Origin of the sequence: Streptantibioticus cattleyicolor NRRL 8057 = DSM 46488 (assembly GCF_000240165.1) — a bacterium.
Lineage (GTDB): Bacteria > Actinomycetota > Actinomycetes > Streptomycetales > Streptomycetaceae > Streptantibioticus > Streptantibioticus cattleyicolor.
The window spans coordinates 2,345,811-2,363,194 of record NC_017586.1 but is presented as its reverse complement, the minus strand read 5'-3'; the positions used below and the strand labels follow the sequence as shown (position 1 = coordinate 2,363,194).

Here is a 17,384-nt window from a genome sequence, read left to right as displayed (position 1 = left end):
GTGCACCAGTGTGCATGCCGTCGACGTGTTCCCCTGTTCGAGCCGTAGTCCCAGCACGGTCATCAGGTGTGGCATCCACTCGCGGGGACTGCGGCGCCCGGTCTCCCACCGGTAGACGTGATTGACCGTGCACGTCTGCCACCCGGAGACGTCATTGAGCTGGTCAGCGAGCTGTTTCTGGGTGAGCCCTTTGGCCTTGCGGGCGGATTTGATCAGCAACCCGGCGTTCACCCGAGGGCTGTGAACCACAGCTCAACCCCCCATGTCAATCTGACAGTTGTGGGCCAGCATGGCAGATCGTCAGGCAGATCCGTACCCCCAGTGACGAAGCGTTCACTAGGTCGTGTCAGTAACCGTCGAGCAGGCCCACGGGAGCGGCCATGACGACCGAGCACGCTGCCACCACCCCCGCCCCGGAGAACTCCGGCACGAACGAGGAAGAGAAGCCGCCGCCCTCGGGCACGCCCGCGCACGTCGCGCACCGGCCGTCGCAGATGCCGGTGAACGCCGCCCGGCACGGGGCCCTGCGGTGAGCGCGGGAACGCCGCCGTGGATCCGCCAGGGCGTGCCGGTCTACGACCCGGCCACCGGCCGGCACGGCACCGTCGCGGGGATCGGTGAGCCGTACGTGCTCCCCGGGCCGCCGGACGTGGTGTACCTGCGGCCCATCGGGGGCGGGACAGAGTGGAGCGCCGACATCCACCAGGTGCAGCCGGCGCTCACACCGGTCCGCGGGGGTGCGCGGTGACCGGCCGTCAGCAGCGCATGCCCGGCGGCACGCTCACCGCCCGCACCGCCCCGGTGCCCAAGGCGGTCCTGCCCGACCTGGCGCTCGTGCGCCGTGTCGCCGAGGCCCTGCGCGCCTGGGCCGCGGAGCCGGCGCCCATCGCGCCGGACGCCGCGCGGCGCGGCCGGGACGGGCGGGTCCCGGGGTGTGAGGACGAGACCTCCTGCGACCGGGGCCCTCCGGGGGCGTCAGTCGCGGTCGGCTTCTATCCCGATCTCGTACGCGACCTCCCAGCGCACGTCCGGCACGGTGATGTCTGCTGTCTCGACCGGCCGGCCGTCGGTGTCGTAGTACGTGCGCTCGATATGCATCACCAGATCGCCCGGTGCGATGCCGAGCAGGTTCGCCTCGCGCTGCGTCGCGCGGCCGGGCCTGGGCACCTCGACCGCGGTCTCGATGATGACCCCGATCGTGCGCATGCGCTCGACCACGCCGGCCCCGGCGAGCGGGCCCAGTTCGGGGAGCACGATCGGCGTGCCGTCGGTGATCGCCATCGGCTCCCAGCTCTCCGAGAGCTGTACGGGCTGGCCGTCGGCCAGGAACTCGTAGGCGGTGTGCACCGTGAGGTCGCCGGGCGCGATGGCGAGCCGGGCCGCGATGCGCTCCGGAGCAGGAGTTCGCGCGGCGCTGTGGGCTTCCCAGCTTCCGCGCTTGCCGTGCTCGCGCATGTCCGCGCGGAACGGGGAGCCGCCGCGGCGCTCGCGGTGGCGGGAGCGGACCATGCGCATGCGCTCGCGCGGTCGGCGTACGTAGGTGCCGGATCCGGCCCGGCCTTCCAGCAGCCCCTCAATGATCAACCTGTCGACGGCTCGCTGGGTGACGTTGCGGCCGACGCCGTATTCGTCAGCCAGCTGAGCGCGGCTCGGCAGCTTCTCGCCCACGGCCCACTCGCCAGCCTTGATGCGGCGGCGCAGGTCGTCGGCCACTTCGAGGTATGGGGCCTCGCGTGCCATCTGGGTCTCCGGCCGGTGGTGGTCTCGACGTTGACAAGCTACTGCATCAGGTGGAAGCTGCTTAAGCAGCCTCACTTTACGTGATCGCCTACTCACCTGGGGATACCCGTGCGCTCACCCGATGCCCGTGCTCGCACGGTCCGCGACGCCCTGGCCGACGCCACCGGCCGGGTGCCGGAGATCACCGCGAGCGCCGAGGCGATCCGCATCGAGGTGACCCTGCCGGGCGAGATCACACCGGAGACGCTGTCCCCGATCCGGAAGACCCTGGGCGTCGCCGACCGCTTCGGGCACTCCCTGACGAGGGCCGGGTCGATCGTCTGGGCCGAGATCACGAGGCACCCGTGACCGGGGCTTCTTCCCGGTCCTGCGAGGGCTGTCCGCGACCGTGCGCGGTGGCCCCCGGGACTACCTCCTGGGAGGAAGCGGTGCCCACCGGGCACCCCGGCCGCCGCGCTCGGGCACGCGGCGGCCGGCCCGCCCTCATCCCTGCCCGCTGCCATAAGGCAGCACCTTTTCAGCAGCGCCGAGTATGCGAAAGACGAGTGATGTCCGAGCGAATTGACCGGCTGGTCGAACACATCCGCCGGGTGGTTCAGGACGGCAGTTGGCCTGTCGGTGCCGTCCTGAACCGGACGTCCATGCAAGTGCGGTTCAGGGAAAGCGAATGGGTTGTCCAAGAGGCCGTCTTGATCCTGCGGCAGCAGGGTGTCCTTGAAATGCGGCCCGGTGTCGGAGTGCGGCCCAAGCAGCAGGGCCGCACGTGGCGGCGGGCCGAGTGCCCGCACCTGAAGTGGGTGCGGACGGCAACGGTCGTGCGGGAACGCATCACGGCCGGCCGCTACCGGCCGGGTGACTGCATCCCCCCGGCCCGGGCGCTGGCCGCAGAGCTGGGGGCCCACTACCAGACCGTCAGGACCGGGCTGCTCCATCTGGAGGAAGAGGGGCTGTTGACCCGGTCCGGGACGCGCTGGTGCGTCGCGGGCGCACCGCCCGCCCGGCCTGCCCCCGCCGCAGCCGGACGCCGACCGGCCACCTAAGCCGGACCATACCGAATAGAGAAATCGTGATGGATTCACAGAACGAAATCGTTTTCGCCTCGTTCAATTTCGAGCAGAACGGCTTCGGCGACCGCAAACGCCGAGAACGCGCCTACGAGTTGATCAACGAGATCAAGCCGGATGTGCTGTTCCGGCAGGAGATGAACGGCGCCGGAGCGAACGGCCGGGCGATGCTGAATGAGGCCGCCGAGGCGTTGCAGATGGACGCGTTCCTCGGCGAGCGCAGTTGTACGGGCCTGTTCGTCAGGGGCGGAGTGTTCACGACCGTCGAGCAGTGGCCCACCCCGCACCCGCTGATGACCATGCCGCCCACCGCGGTGACAGCGCAACTGCGGGCGGCCGGCCCGGAGTCGATGCCGCTAATCCTGGTGGCAGGCCACCTGAGCTACTGCTCGCCGGAGCTGCGGCTGATCGAGGCCGGGCTGGTGACCACCTTCAACGACAAGAAGCGGATCACGATGCCGGACGGGTCGGTCCGGCGGGGGCTGATGGTGCTCGGAGTGGACGCCAACTCCTACCCCAGCGGCAGCGCACTGGCCACCGGCGACCTGCCGCTGCCTCCCATGGATGAGGTCCGGGACCGGCCGCACCGGGCACACCGCAGCCGCCGGTCCGCGCTCGGCGGCCTGCGCCCCGACCAGGAGCCGCACGACCGTCTGGTCACGGCGGGGCTGGACGACGTCGCCCGCCTGTGCGCGGCACGCTCGGGCCGTCGCGTCGGCGCGACGATGAACGCCAGCAGCAGCCACGGCCCGAAAACCCGGGTGGACTGGATCATGGCCAGCAGCCCCCTGCGGAGCGTGTGGACACGCTGCGACGTGGTGGACGCATCCGAAGTATCCGACCACCACATCGTGGTGGCGCGCGCACGCCTCTCCGAACTGATCGCCGTCCTGGCCGGGCCCGTACTCGACGTCGGGTGAGCGCCCCCGCCGGCCGGTTGACCCGCCTTTGCCCCGGCCCGGGGCGGTCACGGAGCGAAGGCGGCCCCCGAAACCCGCGGCGTCTGCTCCCGGCGCCGCGCCGGCCCCGCCCGCACGACGCACCCCCGGAGCGTACGGGCGGGGCCAACCCCGACCACGGAGATGCCCGATGGACTTCTGCACCTGGTGCGCCGCCACCGCCGGCCCGGCCCCGGCCCGCCCGGGCCAAGAACTGGTGCTGGTGGGCGTCCACGACGCCAGCACCGGACCGCCGCGGCCGATACGCGCCTGCACCGGGCACATGGCCGAGCACGGCATCATCCCGCTGAGCAGCCACCCCACCGGCGCGCACACCCTGCCGGCCGACCGCGACGGCAACCCGGTCCCGGTCCCGACGACGCTGCCACCGCGCTACGTCGCCCTGGTCGACCGCCGGGCCACAGGCCGGCGCCGGGGAGAGGCGCGGTGACCGAGGCGGCCCTGCCCGGCCGCTCCGCAAGACGCTCGTCGGTCGGGGCGTACAGTCCCGGCCATGACCGACACCACACCGTGGCGCGAAATCGAACGCAGCACCGTATTCACCAAGTTCGGCCGCGCCGTTGACCGCGTCGGCTTCGAACTGCCCGACGGCAGGAAGGAGGAGTTCTACCTCAAGCGCGAGCGCCCGGCCGGCGCGGTGCTCGCCCTCACCCCCGACCAGCGCGTCATCCTCGCCCGCCAGTACCGGCCCGGCCCCGACCGGGTGCTGTACGAACTCCCGGGCGGCTACGTCGAACCCGGGGAGCAGGCGGTGGACGCCATCGCGCGGGAGTTGCTGGAGGAGACCGGCTACTCCGGCAAAGTCCGGCCGGCGGGGGCGTACTGGCACGACGCCTACTCCACCGTCCAGAAGTACGCCTTCGTCGCCACTGATTGCATCAAGACCACCGAACCGGCGCCAGAACGCACCGAGTTCATCGACGTCGTCACCCTCACCCTGGAGGAGTTCCGCACCCGCGTACTCCGCACGGGGGAAATGACCGACACCGCCGCGGCCTACCTCGCCCTGGACCTGCTGAAGCTCCTGTAACCGGGAGACGGCGGGCGGGCCGGGGCCCGGCACCCATGCCCGCCCGCCACCCGGGAGGATCCCGTGACCGAACGGAGCACCACCGACACCACCGACACCACCCGGTACTACACCAGCACCCTCGTCTCCCTCCCCGAGCGCGCCGTCGCCCTGGTCCTGGCCGGCGGCCGGGGCACCCGGCTGCGCACCGGGGCCGACCCGGAACTGCACCGCACCCCGAAGGTGCTGGTGCCCATCGACACCTCCACAGGCCGCACCCCGATGCTCGGCCACGCCCTCGCCCAGCTCGCCACCATCGGGTTCCGCCGCATCGCCGTACTCACCAGCACCGACCCCGCCACCGGATCCGACGCCGTCGAGGCATACGCCCTCACCCACTCGGCCCGGCAGGTGCAGCTGACCCTTCACCGCGAGGACCATCCGCTCGGAACCGCCGGCGCCGCCTACGCGGCCCTGGCCGACCTGCCCGATACCCCGGTCGGGGTAGTAGTGCCCGCAGACACCCTCTTCCCCACCGCCCTGCTGCCCTCCGCCGTCGCCGAGCACCGCTCCCGCCGGGCAGCGGTGACGTGGACCGTGACCACCGCTCCCGGCCACTCCGCGCAGAACGCCGGCCGGCTCTTCCTCGACCCCGACGGCGAGTTCGTCGTCCACGCGCTGGAGGGCGTGGACGCCACGCTGCCCGCACACAGCCGCCAGGGCCTACGGCAGGCCACCAGCACCGGCGCCGTCATCCTCACCCCCACCCTGTTCCGGGCCCAGTTCGAGGAGTACGCGCGGCGTCTCGCCCGCCCCGCCGAGGCGGACCTGTACCGGCAGTTCATGCCCTGGGCGATCAGCCAGGGCCATCCCGTCGGCGCCTACGACATCCGCACCCCGGCCCCCGACCTCGGCACCCCCGACCGCCTGACCGCTTTCGGCCGCACCTCGAACGGAGACCAGCCGTGCTCACCCACCACCCAGCACTGACCGAGCAACAGGCCCGCCACTACCGCGACCTCGGCTACCTGCGCCTGCCCGACCCCGGCCTGCCCCGCGACCTCCTCGACGACGTCGCCGAGATGGTCCGCGCCCGCGCCGCCCGCCTGCCCGCCGGGCAGACCAAGGTCTACCGCCTCTACCAGCACGACCCGGCCCTGATGCACCGCCTCGTCGCCCACCCCGCCCTCACCGGACCGCTGACCACGCTCCTCGGCCCCAACCTCGTCTACGTCCTCAACAGGCACAACCAGGGCTCCCTGAACGCCCCCGGCGCCCAGAAGGACCGGCTGCACCGCGACATCCTCCAGCCCACCCGCGGCCTGCTCACCGCCGTCGTCTACCTGGAGGAGGCCACCGTGCAGACCGGCTGCACGTGGATCGTCCCCGGATCGCACCGCGCCCCCTACGTCGGCGTCCCCCAGCCCGACGGCGGCGGCACCTGGATGGACGAGCACCCCGAACTCGCCGACCTCACCGACCAGGCCGTCCCCGTGCCCGTCCCCGCCGGCGGCATCTTCATCTTCGACGGCACCGCCTTCCACACCGCCGGTCCCAACACCGGCTCCACCACCCGCACCAGCGTGGTCCTCGGGTACCGCGCAGCCGATGAACTGGACGCCCATCCTGACCTGGACCGGCAGATCGTCGTGGCCGGCACGCACCTGTACCGGGGCAACGACCAGCCGAACTGACATCACGCAGCGGCCCCGGTCGCGGGGCCGCTGCACCGGGCGGCCCCGGTGGGACGCGGGGGCCGCGAGGTCTCCGCCGTGCGGCTGGTCAGACCGTCGTGCGCAGATCGGCGGTCAGGCCGAGCACCTGCTCGTCCCCGGCAGCCAGGGCCGTGCCGTGCAGCGACAGCAGGCGCGCGGCGTCGGCGCGGTCGAAAGTCCGACCCGGCGGCCGGTCAGGACGCGGCGGTGAGGACAGCGGTGGTGGCGAGCAGGGTCAGGCTGGCCAGGATCCAGTGCACGGCGCTGCGGATATGACGCATTTTCGCGGTGGCGGTGGCAGCGAGGACGCGCACCTCGGCCAGCGGCGGCCCGGCGGCGACGCGGCGGCCGAGTTCAGCGTCCGCCAGGGGCGGCCAGGTGGGCCAGCCGGGGCCGGCCAAGTTCGGGCGCACCGCGAGGAGCAGGCGCGCGGTGGCGGCCAGGAGCGCGGCGGCGGCTGCGCTGCCGGTGGCCAGGGCCGGCGTGTGCAGGTGCGTGGTGGCCGCGGCCGGGACGAGGGCGGCCAGGGCGGCTCCGGTGAGGGCGAGCAGCAAGCCCGCCTTGGTGTCGGTGCGGCCGAGTTCGGTGCGGAGGCCGGCCAGGGCGGTGTCGATGTCGGGCCGGGTCGGGGTGGTGGTCATCAGGGGCTCCTGCGGGAGTCGGGCCGGGTGGCGGCACGGGGGCGCCGTGCGGGGTTGGCTGAGGGGGTGCCTCGGGCGTGGCCCGATAGAGGGGCCGGTTCATTCGAGGCCGCTGGCGAGCCCGTCCAGCAGCACCCGCTCACACGCTCCCGGCCCGTCCACCCGGTCCACGAAGCCAGCGATCTCCGTGAGCGCGCACGTCATCGCCCACATCTCGCTATCGGGGACCGGCCCGGCCTGACCCCGCCAGGCCACCGCGTTGTGTCCCGCGAAAGCGCACGTCACGACCTGGCGCACCATCGGCAGGTCGGATGCCTCCACAATCGCGTCCCACCGCTGAACGATCTTGCGCATCAACGTCTCGATGAACCGCTCGCTGAACTGTTCACCGCCGGGCTGGCCGGCGCCGATCTGTTGCAGTGCGCCGCCTGCCGTGGCCGCCGCGATGCGCTCGCTCAGCTCCGGCACCTCATGCGCCCCGCTCGGATCGTCTACCGAGCGAAGACCGCTCACCTGGTCCCACGCCGCCTGAGCTGCGCCGATCATGACCCGGGAATTGGGCATCACCATGCCGGTGAGCGTAGCTGCGTGCCAGCACGGCTCGGGTGGCGAATGCGAGAACTGCCGGAGAGAAGACACCAGTTCGCACTGGGCGGCCCGTCACGCATGTGTGTTGAGCCTGGGGTTTCCCTTACGCGCGACCGCCGTCGTACGACAGCCGGGTGCGCTCGCCTGGGTGCTGCATGGTCAGGCCGCTGCCGGCGTGCACGGCCAACTCCCCACCCGGCTGCCTCGAACGCGGCGCGGAACGCGTCCTCGACGGCGGGGCGGTGGGCGCTGCTGCGGTCGGCGACACGGACCACGCAGCCGTGGTAGTGGTACGCGATCAGCACGTCTACAGGCGGCACCCGGACGCCGAGGTCCTGCACGGCGACGAGAGCGTGCGCGAGAGGCTCGGCGGCGTCCCGGATGCGGTCAGCAGTAGCCATCGGGCCAGTCTCCTCGGCTCCAGCAGAGTGAGGCAATAGGGGTGATCTCCCGTACGGAGGAGTCCCCTTGTCGGTGCCACCGCCTACTGTCGATGGTGTCCCGCTGCCTGGCTGCTCGGGGACGACACCACCGAAGGCCGACACCGATTGGTGCCGGCCTTCGCGGTCGCGGGCAGTGTCACCGCCAGGTGCCGCGCAGGGCCGTCACCGTGAAGCCGGGCCCGAAACCGACCATGAGACCGTCAGCACCGGCTGGCGGCGGGGTGGAGTGGGTGCGGCGTAGCACGTCCAGGACGCCGGCGCCACCGAGGTTGCCGTTCTCGGTCAGGGACGCGTAGGCGTGGCGGGCCGCAACCGCCGGGTCGAGGTCGAGGGCCCGGGCGACGTCCTCGATGATCCCCGGCCCTCCGGGGTGGATGACCACCCACGACGGGCGCCATCCATCCAGCCACTTCACCAGGTCCGGCATGGAGTCCCGGGGCGCCGCCGGTGCCATCTTCGTGCTCTCGAAGTGGAAGCCGGCGGCGTCCAGCCGTCCCCAGTACCGGTCGTCGCTGTCCGGCATCACCCACTCCCACGTCTCCTCGATGGCGAAGCCCGGGGCGAGCGGATCGGCGGAGACGACGCAGGCGGCGGCCGAGTCGCTGAACAACGCCTTGTAGATGGCGTGCTGAGGGGTCGTCTCGCTGCGGTGGTAGCTCGTCGACAGGACCTCGGACACGACGACCAGGACCCGAGTGCCGGGCCGCGCGCGGACGAGGTCGGTGGCCCGGACGAGCCCCTGGACGCCGCCGGCGCACGCCACGGTGGCCATGGGGATCCGAGCGACGTCCGGCCGCAGTCCGACGTCGCCGACGAGGGTGACGTCGAGCGTGGGTAGCGCCCAGACGGTGTGGCTGGTGATGACGGCGTCGATGTCGCCGGGGCTGAGGCCGGCCGAGGCGATCGCCTCGGTGGCCGCCTCGGCGGCCATGCGCCGGGCGTCCGCGTTCGCGGCCTGCGTGCGGGCCTCAACTCCGACCGGGGCTGCCGCCTCCTCGATCGGACGGCTCCAGTACAGCGTTTCGACGCCGGTCTGGCCGAGGTAGCGAAGCAGCGCCAGGAGTTTGGGGTGGTCGGGTAGGTGGGTGCGGTGGTCGTTCCGCAGGTCGTCGATGGTGATCGCGTGGTCTGCGAGGCGGACGGTCGGTGGGGTCACGTGTGCGTGCATGGTCGCCTCTCTGGTGGGGTCAGTGGGGTGTCGAGTCCCCCTCGGGGGTCTGGGTGCTCCGCGACGGCGACAGCGGGTGCTCGGTGCTGTAGATCACGATCATCAGCTGTGCCTCCGGGGAGGAGAGGGACGATGGGCACATCTCCACCCAACCGGGGCCGTCTTCCGGGTGGTTGACGGGCCGGACGGCCCCGCTCGGGTGGGCGTAGACGGGGCCGAACTCGTGGAGCGCCGCCGCGAGCAGCGGGTCGGCGAGCACGTCGTACTCAATGGACGCCAGCACCGGGTCGTCGGGGTGTTTGGCGCGGGCGACCAGGAGCTGGGGGACGATGGCGGGCAGCCAGCAGGACTCCCAGTCTCCGAGTACCTCCCGGGCTTCCGCCGCGAGCAGCATCCATCTCAGAATGTTGCGTGGTACGACGCACCGTGGGAACGACCTCGCCCACTCCTGGTTGAACACCAGGACGTTCCAGCGCCAGTCGGTCACGTAGGCCGATGCCCGGACTTGGTCGACGGCGCGCTGCCACCGGTCGATGGCGCGCCGCGCGGCTTCCCGCTGCGGGTAGAGGGGCGGCGGGTCGCTCGGGGGCTCGGCGCGGGAGGGGGCGCCGGTTCGCTGGGTGACGTACCAGAGCAGGCGCCACTCGTCGTCATCGAATCCGAGCAACTGGGCAACCTGGCGGAGCAGTTGCTCGGGCGGTGCTGAGTGGAAGCGGTTGTTCTCCAGGCGCTCATAGGTGCCGGCGGACCAGTGGAGGATCGCGTCGATCATTTCCTGGCTGCACCCGAGCCCGGCGGCGCGTCGGCCGCGGCCGTGTGCGTCTTCCACGCCGTACAGTGCCGGGTTGAGGTTCGCTCTGTGTCGCTCGAAAACCGCCTTAAGTGCCCGTTCCGGCGCGCTCTTCGCCATTGGGTGCTCCAACCACGTAGCCGACCCGGGACATCCTGGCAGCGCTTGGCCTGGGAATTCACCGTAAGAATCTTCCGGTCAAATGCCAGGGGAAACCGGCGGTCCATCCTGCATCCTGGACATCGTCGCCACGCTCCGTGCGCGAGTGATGGCAGGTTCGACACCCCATGAGCGGGCCGGGGCTATGTATCGGTCGGCCCCCCTGCGTCGGTCTCCGGTCCGCTCATGCCTGGGTGCTGACCTGCGCCAACCTCATGATCATTTGGGAGGGATTTGGGAGACGATCACTCGTACCGAGGCCGTAGGGAGGGTGTAGGCGAAGTGGTTCCACCGTGTACCCAACAGTGAAGCCCTGGCCAGAGGCTGGCTCTGACCAGGGCTTCCGTGCGCTAACCGCCTGGTGGCGCTGTGCCCCCAGCTGGATTCGAACCAGCGACACCCGCTTTAGGAGAGCGGTGCTCTATCCCCTGAGCTATGGAGGCAGGCGTGGTGGCCCCCGGGAGTTCCGGTCCCGGGAAGTTCCGGGGACAGCCTAGCGGACGGGGAGGGGGTGGGGGCGGGAGGCCGGGGGAGGGGGCAACCCACGGGCCGGGCGTCCAAGCGCCCGGCCCCCGAAACTCACCCCTTCGCCACCAACGACTCCGTATGCTCCCGTACCTGCTCCGGCGACAAGTACGCGTCCGTGTACTCGAAGTCGCGCAGCGTGGCGGGTTTGCGGGCGAGGAAGCCGATGCGGACGAAGTCGTCGCCGGCGGCGGCGTTGAGGGTCCAGTTGGTGAGGACGCGGGTCTTGGCGACGTTGGTGCGCAGGGCCATCAGGTGGTAGCCGCGGGCGACGGCCTGGGCGGGGAGGCCGCGCAGTTCGACGCCGAGGGGTTTGGAGACGGCGTCGCTGCCGCCGAGGTCGACCACGAGGCCGAGGTCCTTGTGGACGTAGGGCTGGAGCGGCTGGCCGCGCAGTTTGCGGATGAGGTTGTCGGCGAGGGCCTTGCCCTGGCGGTGGGCGTGCTGCGCGGTGGGCGGGCAGATGGCGCTGTCGCCCTTGGACAGGTCCGGCACCGCGGCCGAGTCGCCGAGCGCGAAGACGCCGTCCAGCCCCGGCACCGACATCTCGGGGGTGACCACCAGGCGTCCCTTGACCGTTTCGGCGCCCAGGGTGCCGATGAGCGGGCTGGCGGCGACGCCGGCGGTCCAGATCAGGGTGCGGCAGGGGAGTACGCGGCCGTCGGTGAAGGTCACCTTGTCCGGACCGGCCTCCGCGATCGAGACGCCCAGCGAGACCTCGATGCCGCGGTCGCGCAGGATCTCCAGCGCCTTCTGGCCGAGGCGTTCGCCCAGTTCCGGCATGAGCTTGGGGGCGATGTCGATCAGGTGCCAGCGGATCAGCCGGGGGTCCAGCCGCGGGTAGCGCTTGACCGCGGCGGTGGTCAGCCGTTGCAGGCAGGCCGCCGTCTCGGTGCCCGCGTAGCCGCCGCCGACCACCACGAACTGGAGGCGCGACTCGCGTTCCGCCGGGTCCTGGCTGGCGTCGGCCAGGTCGAGCTGGGCGATCACGTGGTCGCGGATGTAGGCGGCCTCGGCGAGGGTCTTCATCCCGCGCGCGTGTTCGACCAGGCCGGGGATGTCGAAGGTACGGGTGATGCTGCCGGGGGCGAGGACGAGGTGGTCGTAACGTTCGTAGTCCAGCTCATCGGTGATCTTGCGGACGACGGCGATCTTGGCCTTGGTGTCCACCCCGACCACCCCGCCGGGGACGATCCGGGTACGGTGCTTGGCGCTGCGCCGCAGCGAGACGGCGACCGACTGCGGGGAGAGCACACCGGCCGCCACCTGCGGCAGCAACGGCAGGTAGAGCTGATAGGCGAAGGGCGTGACCAGCGCGATCTCCGCCTCGCCCGGTACCAGCTTGCGCTCCAGGCGGCGTACGCATTCGACCCCGGCGAAGCCGGCGCCCACAACGAGAATCCTGGGTCGTGCCACGGTGTCCGTCCCTTCTCGGATGCGAGTTGCCCGCGGCGCACGCGCGCGTACGTGCGGTCCGCCGCGCGCCGCTGAAGGAACTCCTGCCCAGACCATCCTTGGGTAACGGGGGCGACGGCGCCCGTTGGAGGGGGCTGGAGGAGGGGCGGACGAGTGTGCCGCCGTCCCCTCCGGTCCCTTCCGGGCCGCGTCCCGGGCGTGCCGGGCGCGCCTCAGACCGCCGGATGCGTCCCGTGGACCAGGTCCCACGCCTCGCCGGTGTACCGCTCGCGCTCGCTCAGGGAGAGCGCCGGGAAGTAGTCCTTGAGGCTTTCGACGACCTGCTGCTCGGGCTCGTGGCAGTCACGCAGCAGGAAGATCGCCTTGTGCAGTATGGCGTTGTCCACGGTCGTTCCGTTTCGCTCGACACTTCAGGTGCCCGCCCGGCGCGGGCGGGCGATCACCACAGTACGCAGGGGACCTGTGGAAGATCGGCGAAGTGGCGAAGGTGTGGGCATCAGCACACCGCGGGCCGCGGTTCGCAGGTCAGCCGCGTGGCGCGGCCACCGGCTCCAGCAGCGCCGCCGGCACCTCCACCTCGCGTCCGCGCAACTCCTCGCCCAGCGCCTTGGCCTGCGGATCCGGCCGGGTGGAGGCGGCCACGCCGTCGCCGAGCAGACCGTGCACCACAAAGTTGACCGCCCGCAGGTTGGCCAGCTCGTAGCGGCTGACCTCCAAGTCAACCGCTTCCGGCAGCAGTTGACGCAGCCGTTCGGTGGTGAGCCAGGAACGCAGCCAGGCGTACCCGGCGTCGTCCCGGGCCCACAGCCCGACGTTGGCGTCCCCGCCCTTGTCGCCGGAGCGGGCGCCGACGAGCCGGCCCAGCGGCACCCGGACGAGCGGACCGGCCGGGACGGGCGTCGTCCCGGCCCGCGGGGCGCGCCGCAGGTGGGAGGCGCGGTACGGGCCGCCGGCCGGCGGACGGGGCACCGGCAGCCGTGTCCCGTCCGCCAGCACCACCTCCTGCGTGACCGCCCCGGCGTCCACCAGCGCGGGCCAGTGGACGCCGTACTCGGTGGGCTTCGGCGAGGCGTGCTCCAGGTACAGGCCGGGGTATCCGGCGAGCCCCGTCCCGGCGAGCGCGGTGAACAGGGCGCGCCCGACCTTCTCCGGGTCCGGGTCGAGCCAGGTGACGGTGAGCCGCGCGGTGCCCGGGGCGCCGGGCTCCAGGCGGGTGTCCACGCGCCGGAAGCGTTCGTCGCCGCCCACCGCGTCCCGTACCGAGGCCAGGGCGAACTCGGCCTTGGCCGGGATGTCCAGGCCGGTCAGCACGAAGGTGGCGGAATTGCGGTGGCCGCCACGGTAGTTGAGGCACACCTTGAGCGTCCTCGGCGCCGGCTCGCCCCGGGCGCCGCTGATCCGTACCCGGTCCGGGCCCTCCTGGGTGAGGCGGACGGTGTCGAAGCGGGCGATCACGTCGGGGTTGAGGTAGGCGGGCTGCGCGATCTCGTACAGCAGTTGCGCGGTGACCGTGCCGGTGGTGACCACGCCCGCGGTGCCCGGGTGCTTGGTGATCACGCACGAGCCGTCGGCGGAGATCTCGGCGATCGGGAAGCCGGGGTGGACGGGGTCGGGTATCTCGGTGAAGAAGGCGTAGTTGCCGCCGGTGGCCTGGGCGCCGCATTCGATGACGTGGCCGGCGGTGACCGCCCCGGCGAGCCGGTCCCAGTCGTCCAGGGCCCAGTCGAACGCCCACGCGGCCGGCCCGGTCACCAGCGCCGCGTCGGCGACCCGGCCGCAGATCACCACGTCGGCGCCGGCCCGCAGCGCCCGCGCGATGCCCCAGCCGCCGAGGTAGGCGTTGGCGGTGACCGGTTCGACCCCGGCGGCGGCGAGCGGCTGCCCGGTGCCGAGGTGGGCGAAGGTCTCCCCGTCCGCCTGGAGGGCGGCCAGCCGGGGCAGCAGGTCGTCGCCCTCGACATGGGCGACGACCGGGTCGAGCCCGGCGAGCCCGGCTAGTTCGCGCAGCCGGCGCGCGAGCCCGGCCGGGTCGAGCCCGCCCGCGTTGACCACCACCTTGATGCCGCGCCGCAGGCAGGTGGCGAGCACGTCGTTCATCTGCGCCAGGAACGACACCGCGTACCCGGCCCCGGGGTCGCGCCGCCGGGCCTTCCACAGCAGCAGCATGGTGAGTTCGGCGAGGTAGTCGCCGGTGAGCACGTCGATCGGGCCGCCCTCCACCATCTCCCGGGCCGCGGCGAGCCGGTCGCCGTAGAAACCGGAGCAGTTGGCGATGCGCAGCGTGTCCGGCCGGGGTGCCGGTGGCGTCGGGGTGGTCATGGACGTCCCTCCCTGGGGTCCGCGGATGCGCTAACTGGTTACCCGCGGGTACGGCAGGGTACGCGGACCCGTGGCGGCGGGGGTACGGCCCCGTACGGCGTAACCGGGGCGGCGCGGGGTACCCGGGGTGCCGACACTGGCGACAGGGCGGCACCGCAGCACCGCGGTCCCGTCCGGCACCGCAGCTCGTCCGCACCGCAGCCAGGAGGAACCGTCATGTCCCTGCTCTGCCGCAAGGACCTGGGTCTGCTCGCCGTGCGTCTGGGGGTGGGCGGGGTGCTCTTCGCGCACGGCGCCCAGAAGCTCTTCGGCTGGTTCGGCGGCGGTGGCCTGGAGAGCACCGCCACGCAGATGGAAGGCATGGGGTTCCGCCCCGGCCGGCGCAGTGCGGTGCTGGCGGGCGTCGGCGAGGCCGGCGGCGGCACGCTGCTCGCGCTGGGGCTGGCGACCCCGGTCGGCGGCGCCATGGCGGCCGGGGCGATGGCGACCGCCGCGGCGGTCCACGCGCCCGCCGGGTTCTTCCTCCAGACCGGCGGCTTCGAGTACCCCGCGGTGCTCGGTTGCGCCGCCGCCGGCCTGGGCATCGCCGGCCCCGGCCGCTGCTCCTTCGACCACTCCATGGGCAACGTCTTCAACCGCACCTGGCAACTGGCCACCGCCTTCACGGTGACCGCCGCCGTCACCGCCGCCGTGATCAACCGCCGCGTCGTGGTGCACAAGTGGCAGCCCCACGAACCCGAGGAAGCCCCCGCCCCGCCCGCGACCTGACCCCGCCCGCTCCAGAAGGGACGCCACCGTGCCGGAACGCAACGCGCCGGAAGGCCCGCCGCAGCCCGAGGGCACCCCGCCGGGCGGCGCCGACGGGTCCGGGGCGATGGACGGGTCCAGTGCCGCCCGGGGCGGGTTCCTCGGCGAGTTGCAGGATGCCGTCTCGTTCCGCGCCGCGTTCCTGCTGCTCGGGGTGTTCCTCGTCGAGCTGGGCTTCGTCGTCTCGTACCTGGGCGCCTTCCACTCGCCCACCCCGCGCCGGATCCCGGTGGCCGTGGTCGCCCCGGCCCAGGTGTCCGGGCAGGTGGTGGCGAGGCTCAACGCGCTGCCGGGGGACCCGGTGCGGGCGACCCCGGCACCGGACGCGGCCACCGCCCGCCGGCAGGTGCTGCGGCGTACGGTGGACGCCGCCTTCCTCGTCACCCCGCCCTCCGGCGCCGCCACCCCCACCGACCAGCTCGTCGTGGCCTCCGCGGGCGGCCCCTCCGTGGCGCAGACCGCGGCCCAGATCGCCCAGCAGGCCGAACGGGCCGAGGGACGCGCCGTGCGCATCGTCGACATCCGGCCGCCCAACCCCGCCGACGGGCGCGGCCTCAGCTCGTTCTACCTGGTCATCGGGTTGGTCGTGGGCGGATACCTGGGCGCCGCCGCGCTCGGGATGTCCTACGGGACGCGCCCGGCCAACCTGCACCGGGTCACCATCCGGCTGGGCGCCCTCGCGGTGTACGCCGCCGTCTCGGGGCTGGCCGGGGTGATCGTGGTGGACCCGGTCTTCGACGCGCTGGGCGGACACTTCTTCGAGCTGTGGGGGATCGGGGCGCTCACGGTGCTGGCGGCGGCGGCCGTGGGCATGGGGTTGCAGGTGGTCTTCGGGCAGGTGGTCGGGATCGCGCTGGCCCTGCTGGTCTTCGTGATCCTGGGCAACCCCAGCGCGGGCGGCGTCTACCCGTCGCCGCTGCTGCCGCCGTTCTGGAGCGCGATCGGCCAGGCGCTGCCCACCGGGGCGGCCACCACGCTGGTGCGCGACACCGCCTACTTCCACGGCCACGGCACGAGCCTCGCGTGGTGGGTGCTGACCGCCTGGACGGTCGGCGGTGTCCTCGCCGCCTTCCTCGGCGCCCTCCTGCTGCGCGGCCGGGGCGTCCTCCCGGCGCCCGCCCCGGCCTGGCCCCGGTCGCGTGGCGCACGTCACAGCCGGCGCTGAAATATCCGGGGAGGGCTTCCCCGTTTCACCAGGTGTCCGGGGAAGCGGGGAGAAGTTTTCCGGTTCCGCGGGCGGCGTTCCGGCGCGTCCGCGCGGTCGGTGGTTCTTCGGGGAAGGGAGGTCGTGATGGGCAAGGTCGTCGAGCGGGTGGGCGCCGTGGCCGTCGGCGGCACCCGCTCCAGGGAACCGCGGCTGCGGGCGGACGCGTCACGCAACCGGGAGCGGATCGTCGCCGCCGCCCGCGAGGCACTCGTCGAGCAGGGAGCCGACATCCCGCTGGACGAGGTGGCCCGCCGGGCCGGGGTCGGCAACGCCACCCTCTACCGGAACTTCGCCGACCGCCGCGAACTGGTCCGCACCGTGACGCTCTCGGTGCTGTACCGGACGGCCGAACGCGCCGAAGCCGTACTGGCCGAGGAGGCGGACGTCTTCGATGCCCTCTGCCGTTTCGTGCACGACGCGGCCGAGGAACGGGTCGGCGCCCTGTGTACCTTGCTCACCGGTGCCTTCGACGACGGCGACCCCGAACTGGACGCCGCCCGCGACCACTTGGCCGCGGCCGTCGACGCGCTGGTGGACCGCGCCCGCTCCTCCGGCCGGCTCCGCCCGGATGTGGGCGTGGGTGACCTGATGGTCGCCCTCTCGCAGCTCAGCCGCCCGCTGCCGGGCACCGGACGCTGCGAACTCGACCAGTTCCTCCACCGGCACCTGCAGTTGTTCCTCGACGGCCTGCGCGCACCCGCGCGATCCGTCCTGACCGGCTCCCCCGCGACGCTGGAAGACCTCCAGAAGAAATCCTGAGTTCACACCCGCACGCCACACTCACCTTTGCCTTCACCACTACCCCTGCCCATGCCCGACGGCACCGCCGGGAGC

Annotated in this window: 20 protein-coding genes, 1 tRNA gene and 1 pseudogene; 12 read left to right on the top strand and 10 right to left on the bottom strand. The window is 72.6% G+C overall.

The annotated features are described in order from the left end of the window. Positions 1-57: 57 nt before the first annotated feature. Positions 58-231, bottom strand: a pseudogene (locus tag SCATT_RS40725) (helix-turn-helix domain-containing protein); the annotation flags it as partial. A 149-nt stretch (positions 232-380) separates the two neighbouring features. On the opposite strand from SCATT_RS40725, the gene SCATT_RS38520 reads away from it, so the two are divergent. Continuing rightward, complete coding sequence (locus SCATT_RS38520; RefSeq protein ID WP_157894823.1) at positions 381-533, top strand: hypothetical protein; 153 nt, start codon at positions 381-383, stop codon at positions 531-533. Continuing rightward, positions 530-748 carry a hypothetical protein gene (locus SCATT_RS10395; RefSeq protein ID WP_014142974.1) on the top strand — a complete coding sequence of 73 codons (219 nt, stop codon included), beginning with the start codon at positions 530-532 and terminating at the stop codon, positions 746-748. Before SCATT_RS38520 ends, SCATT_RS10395 begins: the two co-directional genes overlap by 4 nt. Before the next feature lie 227 nt (positions 749-975). Here the strand turns inward: SCATT_RS10395 and SCATT_RS10390 are convergent, their stop codons facing one another. Next, on the bottom strand, positions 976-1,740 hold the full coding sequence (locus SCATT_RS10390) for a GntR family transcriptional regulator (RefSeq protein WP_014142973.1): 765 nt from the start codon (positions 1,738-1,740) through the stop codon (positions 976-978). 108 nt (positions 1,741-1,848) lie between these two features. On the opposite strand from SCATT_RS10390, the gene SCATT_RS10385 reads away from it, so the two are divergent. From SCATT_RS10385 to SCATT_RS10355, 7 genes are all read left to right on the top strand, one after another. After that, positions 1,849-2,088: a hypothetical protein gene (locus SCATT_RS10385; RefSeq protein ID WP_014142972.1), complete on the top strand. Its 240-nt coding sequence runs from the start codon at positions 1,849-1,851 to the stop codon at positions 2,086-2,088. A gap of 200 nt (positions 2,089-2,288) precedes the next feature. Continuing rightward, positions 2,289-2,780, top strand: a complete 492-nt coding sequence (locus SCATT_RS10380) for a GntR family transcriptional regulator (RefSeq protein ID WP_041824614.1) — start codon at positions 2,289-2,291, stop codon at positions 2,778-2,780. 29 nt (positions 2,781-2,809) lie between these two features. Next, entirely contained in the window at positions 2,810-3,724 is a 915-nt protein-coding gene (locus SCATT_RS10375) for an exonuclease/endonuclease/phosphatase family protein (RefSeq protein WP_014142970.1), read from the top strand. Between the two features lie 169 nt (positions 3,725-3,893). Further along, positions 3,894-4,193: a hypothetical protein gene (locus SCATT_RS10370; protein WP_014142969.1), complete on the top strand. Its 300-nt coding sequence runs from the start codon at positions 3,894-3,896 to the stop codon at positions 4,191-4,193. Positions 4,194-4,256: 63 nt separating this feature from the next. Beyond that, positions 4,257-4,793: an NUDIX hydrolase gene (locus SCATT_RS10365; protein ID WP_014142968.1), complete on the top strand. Its 537-nt coding sequence runs from the start codon at positions 4,257-4,259 to the stop codon at positions 4,791-4,793. Positions 4,794-4,856: 63 nt separating this feature from the next. Beyond that, the gene (locus SCATT_RS10360) at positions 4,857-5,762 is read left to right on the top strand and encodes a nucleotidyltransferase family protein (protein WP_014142967.1); all 906 of its coding nucleotides are present in this window, start codon (positions 4,857-4,859) and stop codon (positions 5,760-5,762) included. Continuing rightward, positions 5,738-6,466, top strand: coding sequence for a phytanoyl-CoA dioxygenase family protein (locus SCATT_RS10355; protein WP_014142966.1), 729 nt, complete (start codon positions 5,738-5,740; stop codon positions 6,464-6,466). The genes SCATT_RS10360 and SCATT_RS10355 overlap by 25 nt, the downstream gene beginning before the upstream one ends. 215 nt (positions 6,467-6,681) lie before the next feature. Here SCATT_RS10355 and SCATT_RS10350 read toward each other — a convergent pair whose 3' ends face one another. From SCATT_RS10350 to SCATT_RS10315, 8 genes are all read right to left on the bottom strand, one after another. Then, positions 6,682-7,128 (bottom strand): hypothetical protein, encoded by a 447-nt coding sequence (locus SCATT_RS10350; RefSeq protein WP_014142965.1) that lies wholly within the window; start codon positions 7,126-7,128, stop codon positions 6,682-6,684. 99 nt (positions 7,129-7,227) lie between these two features. Further along, positions 7,228-7,698 carry a hypothetical protein gene (locus tag SCATT_RS10345; RefSeq protein ID WP_014142964.1) on the bottom strand — a complete coding sequence of 157 codons (471 nt, stop codon included), beginning with the start codon at positions 7,696-7,698 and terminating at the stop codon, positions 7,228-7,230. 597 nt (positions 7,699-8,295) lie between these two features. Beyond that, positions 8,296-9,327 (bottom strand): beta-ketoacyl-[acyl-carrier-protein] synthase family protein, encoded by a 1,032-nt coding sequence (locus tag SCATT_RS10335; RefSeq protein WP_014142962.1) that lies wholly within the window; start codon positions 9,325-9,327, stop codon positions 8,296-8,298. Positions 9,328-9,346: 19 nt separating this feature from the next. Beyond that, a complete protein-coding gene (locus SCATT_RS10330; RefSeq protein ID WP_014627808.1) occupies positions 9,347-10,156 on the bottom strand; it encodes an MmyB family transcriptional regulator in 810 nt (269 codons plus the stop codon). A gap of 490 nt (positions 10,157-10,646) precedes the next feature. Then, a tRNA-Arg gene (locus SCATT_RS10325) sits at positions 10,647-10,719 on the bottom strand. Between the two features lie 136 nt (positions 10,720-10,855). Then, positions 10,856-12,217, bottom strand: coding sequence for an NAD(P)/FAD-dependent oxidoreductase (locus SCATT_RS10320; RefSeq protein WP_041824611.1), 1,362 nt, complete (start codon positions 12,215-12,217; stop codon positions 10,856-10,858). Positions 12,218-12,429: 212 nt separating this feature from the next. Continuing rightward, entirely contained in the window at positions 12,430-12,603 is a 174-nt protein-coding gene (locus SCATT_RS38955) for a hypothetical protein (protein WP_014142959.1), read from the bottom strand. 139 nt (positions 12,604-12,742) lie between these two features. After that, a complete protein-coding gene (locus SCATT_RS10315) occupies positions 12,743-14,536 on the bottom strand; it encodes an acyclic terpene utilization AtuA family protein (RefSeq protein WP_014142958.1) in 1,794 nt (597 codons plus the stop codon). Between the two features lie 216 nt (positions 14,537-14,752). On the opposite strand from SCATT_RS10315, the gene SCATT_RS10310 reads away from it, so the two are divergent. The 3 genes from SCATT_RS10310 to SCATT_RS10300 all read left to right on the top strand — a co-directional run bounded on the left by SCATT_RS10310 (position 14,753) and on the right by SCATT_RS10300 (position 17,309). After that, the gene (locus tag SCATT_RS10310; RefSeq protein WP_014142957.1) at positions 14,753-15,304 is read left to right on the top strand and encodes a DoxX family protein; all 552 of its coding nucleotides are present in this window, start codon (positions 14,753-14,755) and stop codon (positions 15,302-15,304) included. A 28-nt stretch (positions 15,305-15,332) separates the two neighbouring features. Further along, positions 15,333-16,508 carry an ABC transporter permease gene (locus tag SCATT_RS10305; RefSeq protein WP_014142956.1) on the top strand — a complete coding sequence of 392 codons (1,176 nt, stop codon included), beginning with the start codon at positions 15,333-15,335 and terminating at the stop codon, positions 16,506-16,508. A 126-nt stretch (positions 16,509-16,634) separates the two neighbouring features. Beyond that, a complete protein-coding gene (locus SCATT_RS10300) occupies positions 16,635-17,309 on the top strand; it encodes a TetR/AcrR family transcriptional regulator (RefSeq protein ID WP_014142955.1) in 675 nt (224 codons plus the stop codon). The last annotated feature ends 75 nt before the right edge of the window (positions 17,310-17,384 follow it).

Bases quoted from the DNA above. Each gene is read 5' to 3' on its own strand.
- SCATT_RS38520 (WP_157894823.1), top strand. From the start codon at position 381: ATGACGACCGAGCACGCTGCCACCACCCCCGCCCCGGAGAACTCCGGC.
- SCATT_RS10390 (WP_014142973.1), bottom strand. From the start codon at position 1,740: ATGGCACGCGAGGCCCCATACCTCGAAGTGGCCGACGACCTGCGCCGC.
- SCATT_RS10380 (WP_041824614.1), top strand. From the start codon at position 2,289: ATGTCCGAGCGAATTGACCGGCTGGTCGAACACATCCGCCGGGTGGTT.
- SCATT_RS10375 (WP_014142970.1), top strand. From the start codon at position 2,810: ATGGATTCACAGAACGAAATCGTTTTCGCCTCGTTCAATTTCGAGCAG.
- SCATT_RS10370 (WP_014142969.1), top strand. From the start codon at position 3,894: ATGGACTTCTGCACCTGGTGCGCCGCCACCGCCGGCCCGGCCCCGGCC.
- SCATT_RS10365 (WP_014142968.1), top strand. From the start codon at position 4,257: ATGACCGACACCACACCGTGGCGCGAAATCGAACGCAGCACCGTATTC.
- SCATT_RS10350 (WP_014142965.1), bottom strand. From the start codon at position 7,128: ATGACCACCACCCCGACCCGGCCCGACATCGACACCGCCCTGGCCGGC.
- SCATT_RS10345 (WP_014142964.1), bottom strand. From the start codon at position 7,698: ATGGTGATGCCCAATTCCCGGGTCATGATCGGCGCAGCTCAGGCGGCG.
- SCATT_RS10335 (WP_014142962.1), bottom strand. From the start codon at position 9,327: ATGCACGCACACGTGACCCCACCGACCGTCCGCCTCGCAGACCACGCG.
- SCATT_RS10315 (WP_014142958.1), bottom strand. From the start codon at position 14,536: ATGACCACCCCGACGCCACCGGCACCCCGGCCGGACACGCTGCGCATC.
- SCATT_RS10310 (WP_014142957.1), top strand. From the start codon at position 14,753: ATGTCCCTGCTCTGCCGCAAGGACCTGGGTCTGCTCGCCGTGCGTCTG.
- SCATT_RS10300 (WP_014142955.1), top strand. From the start codon at position 16,635: ATGGGCAAGGTCGTCGAGCGGGTGGGCGCCGTGGCCGTCGGCGGCACC.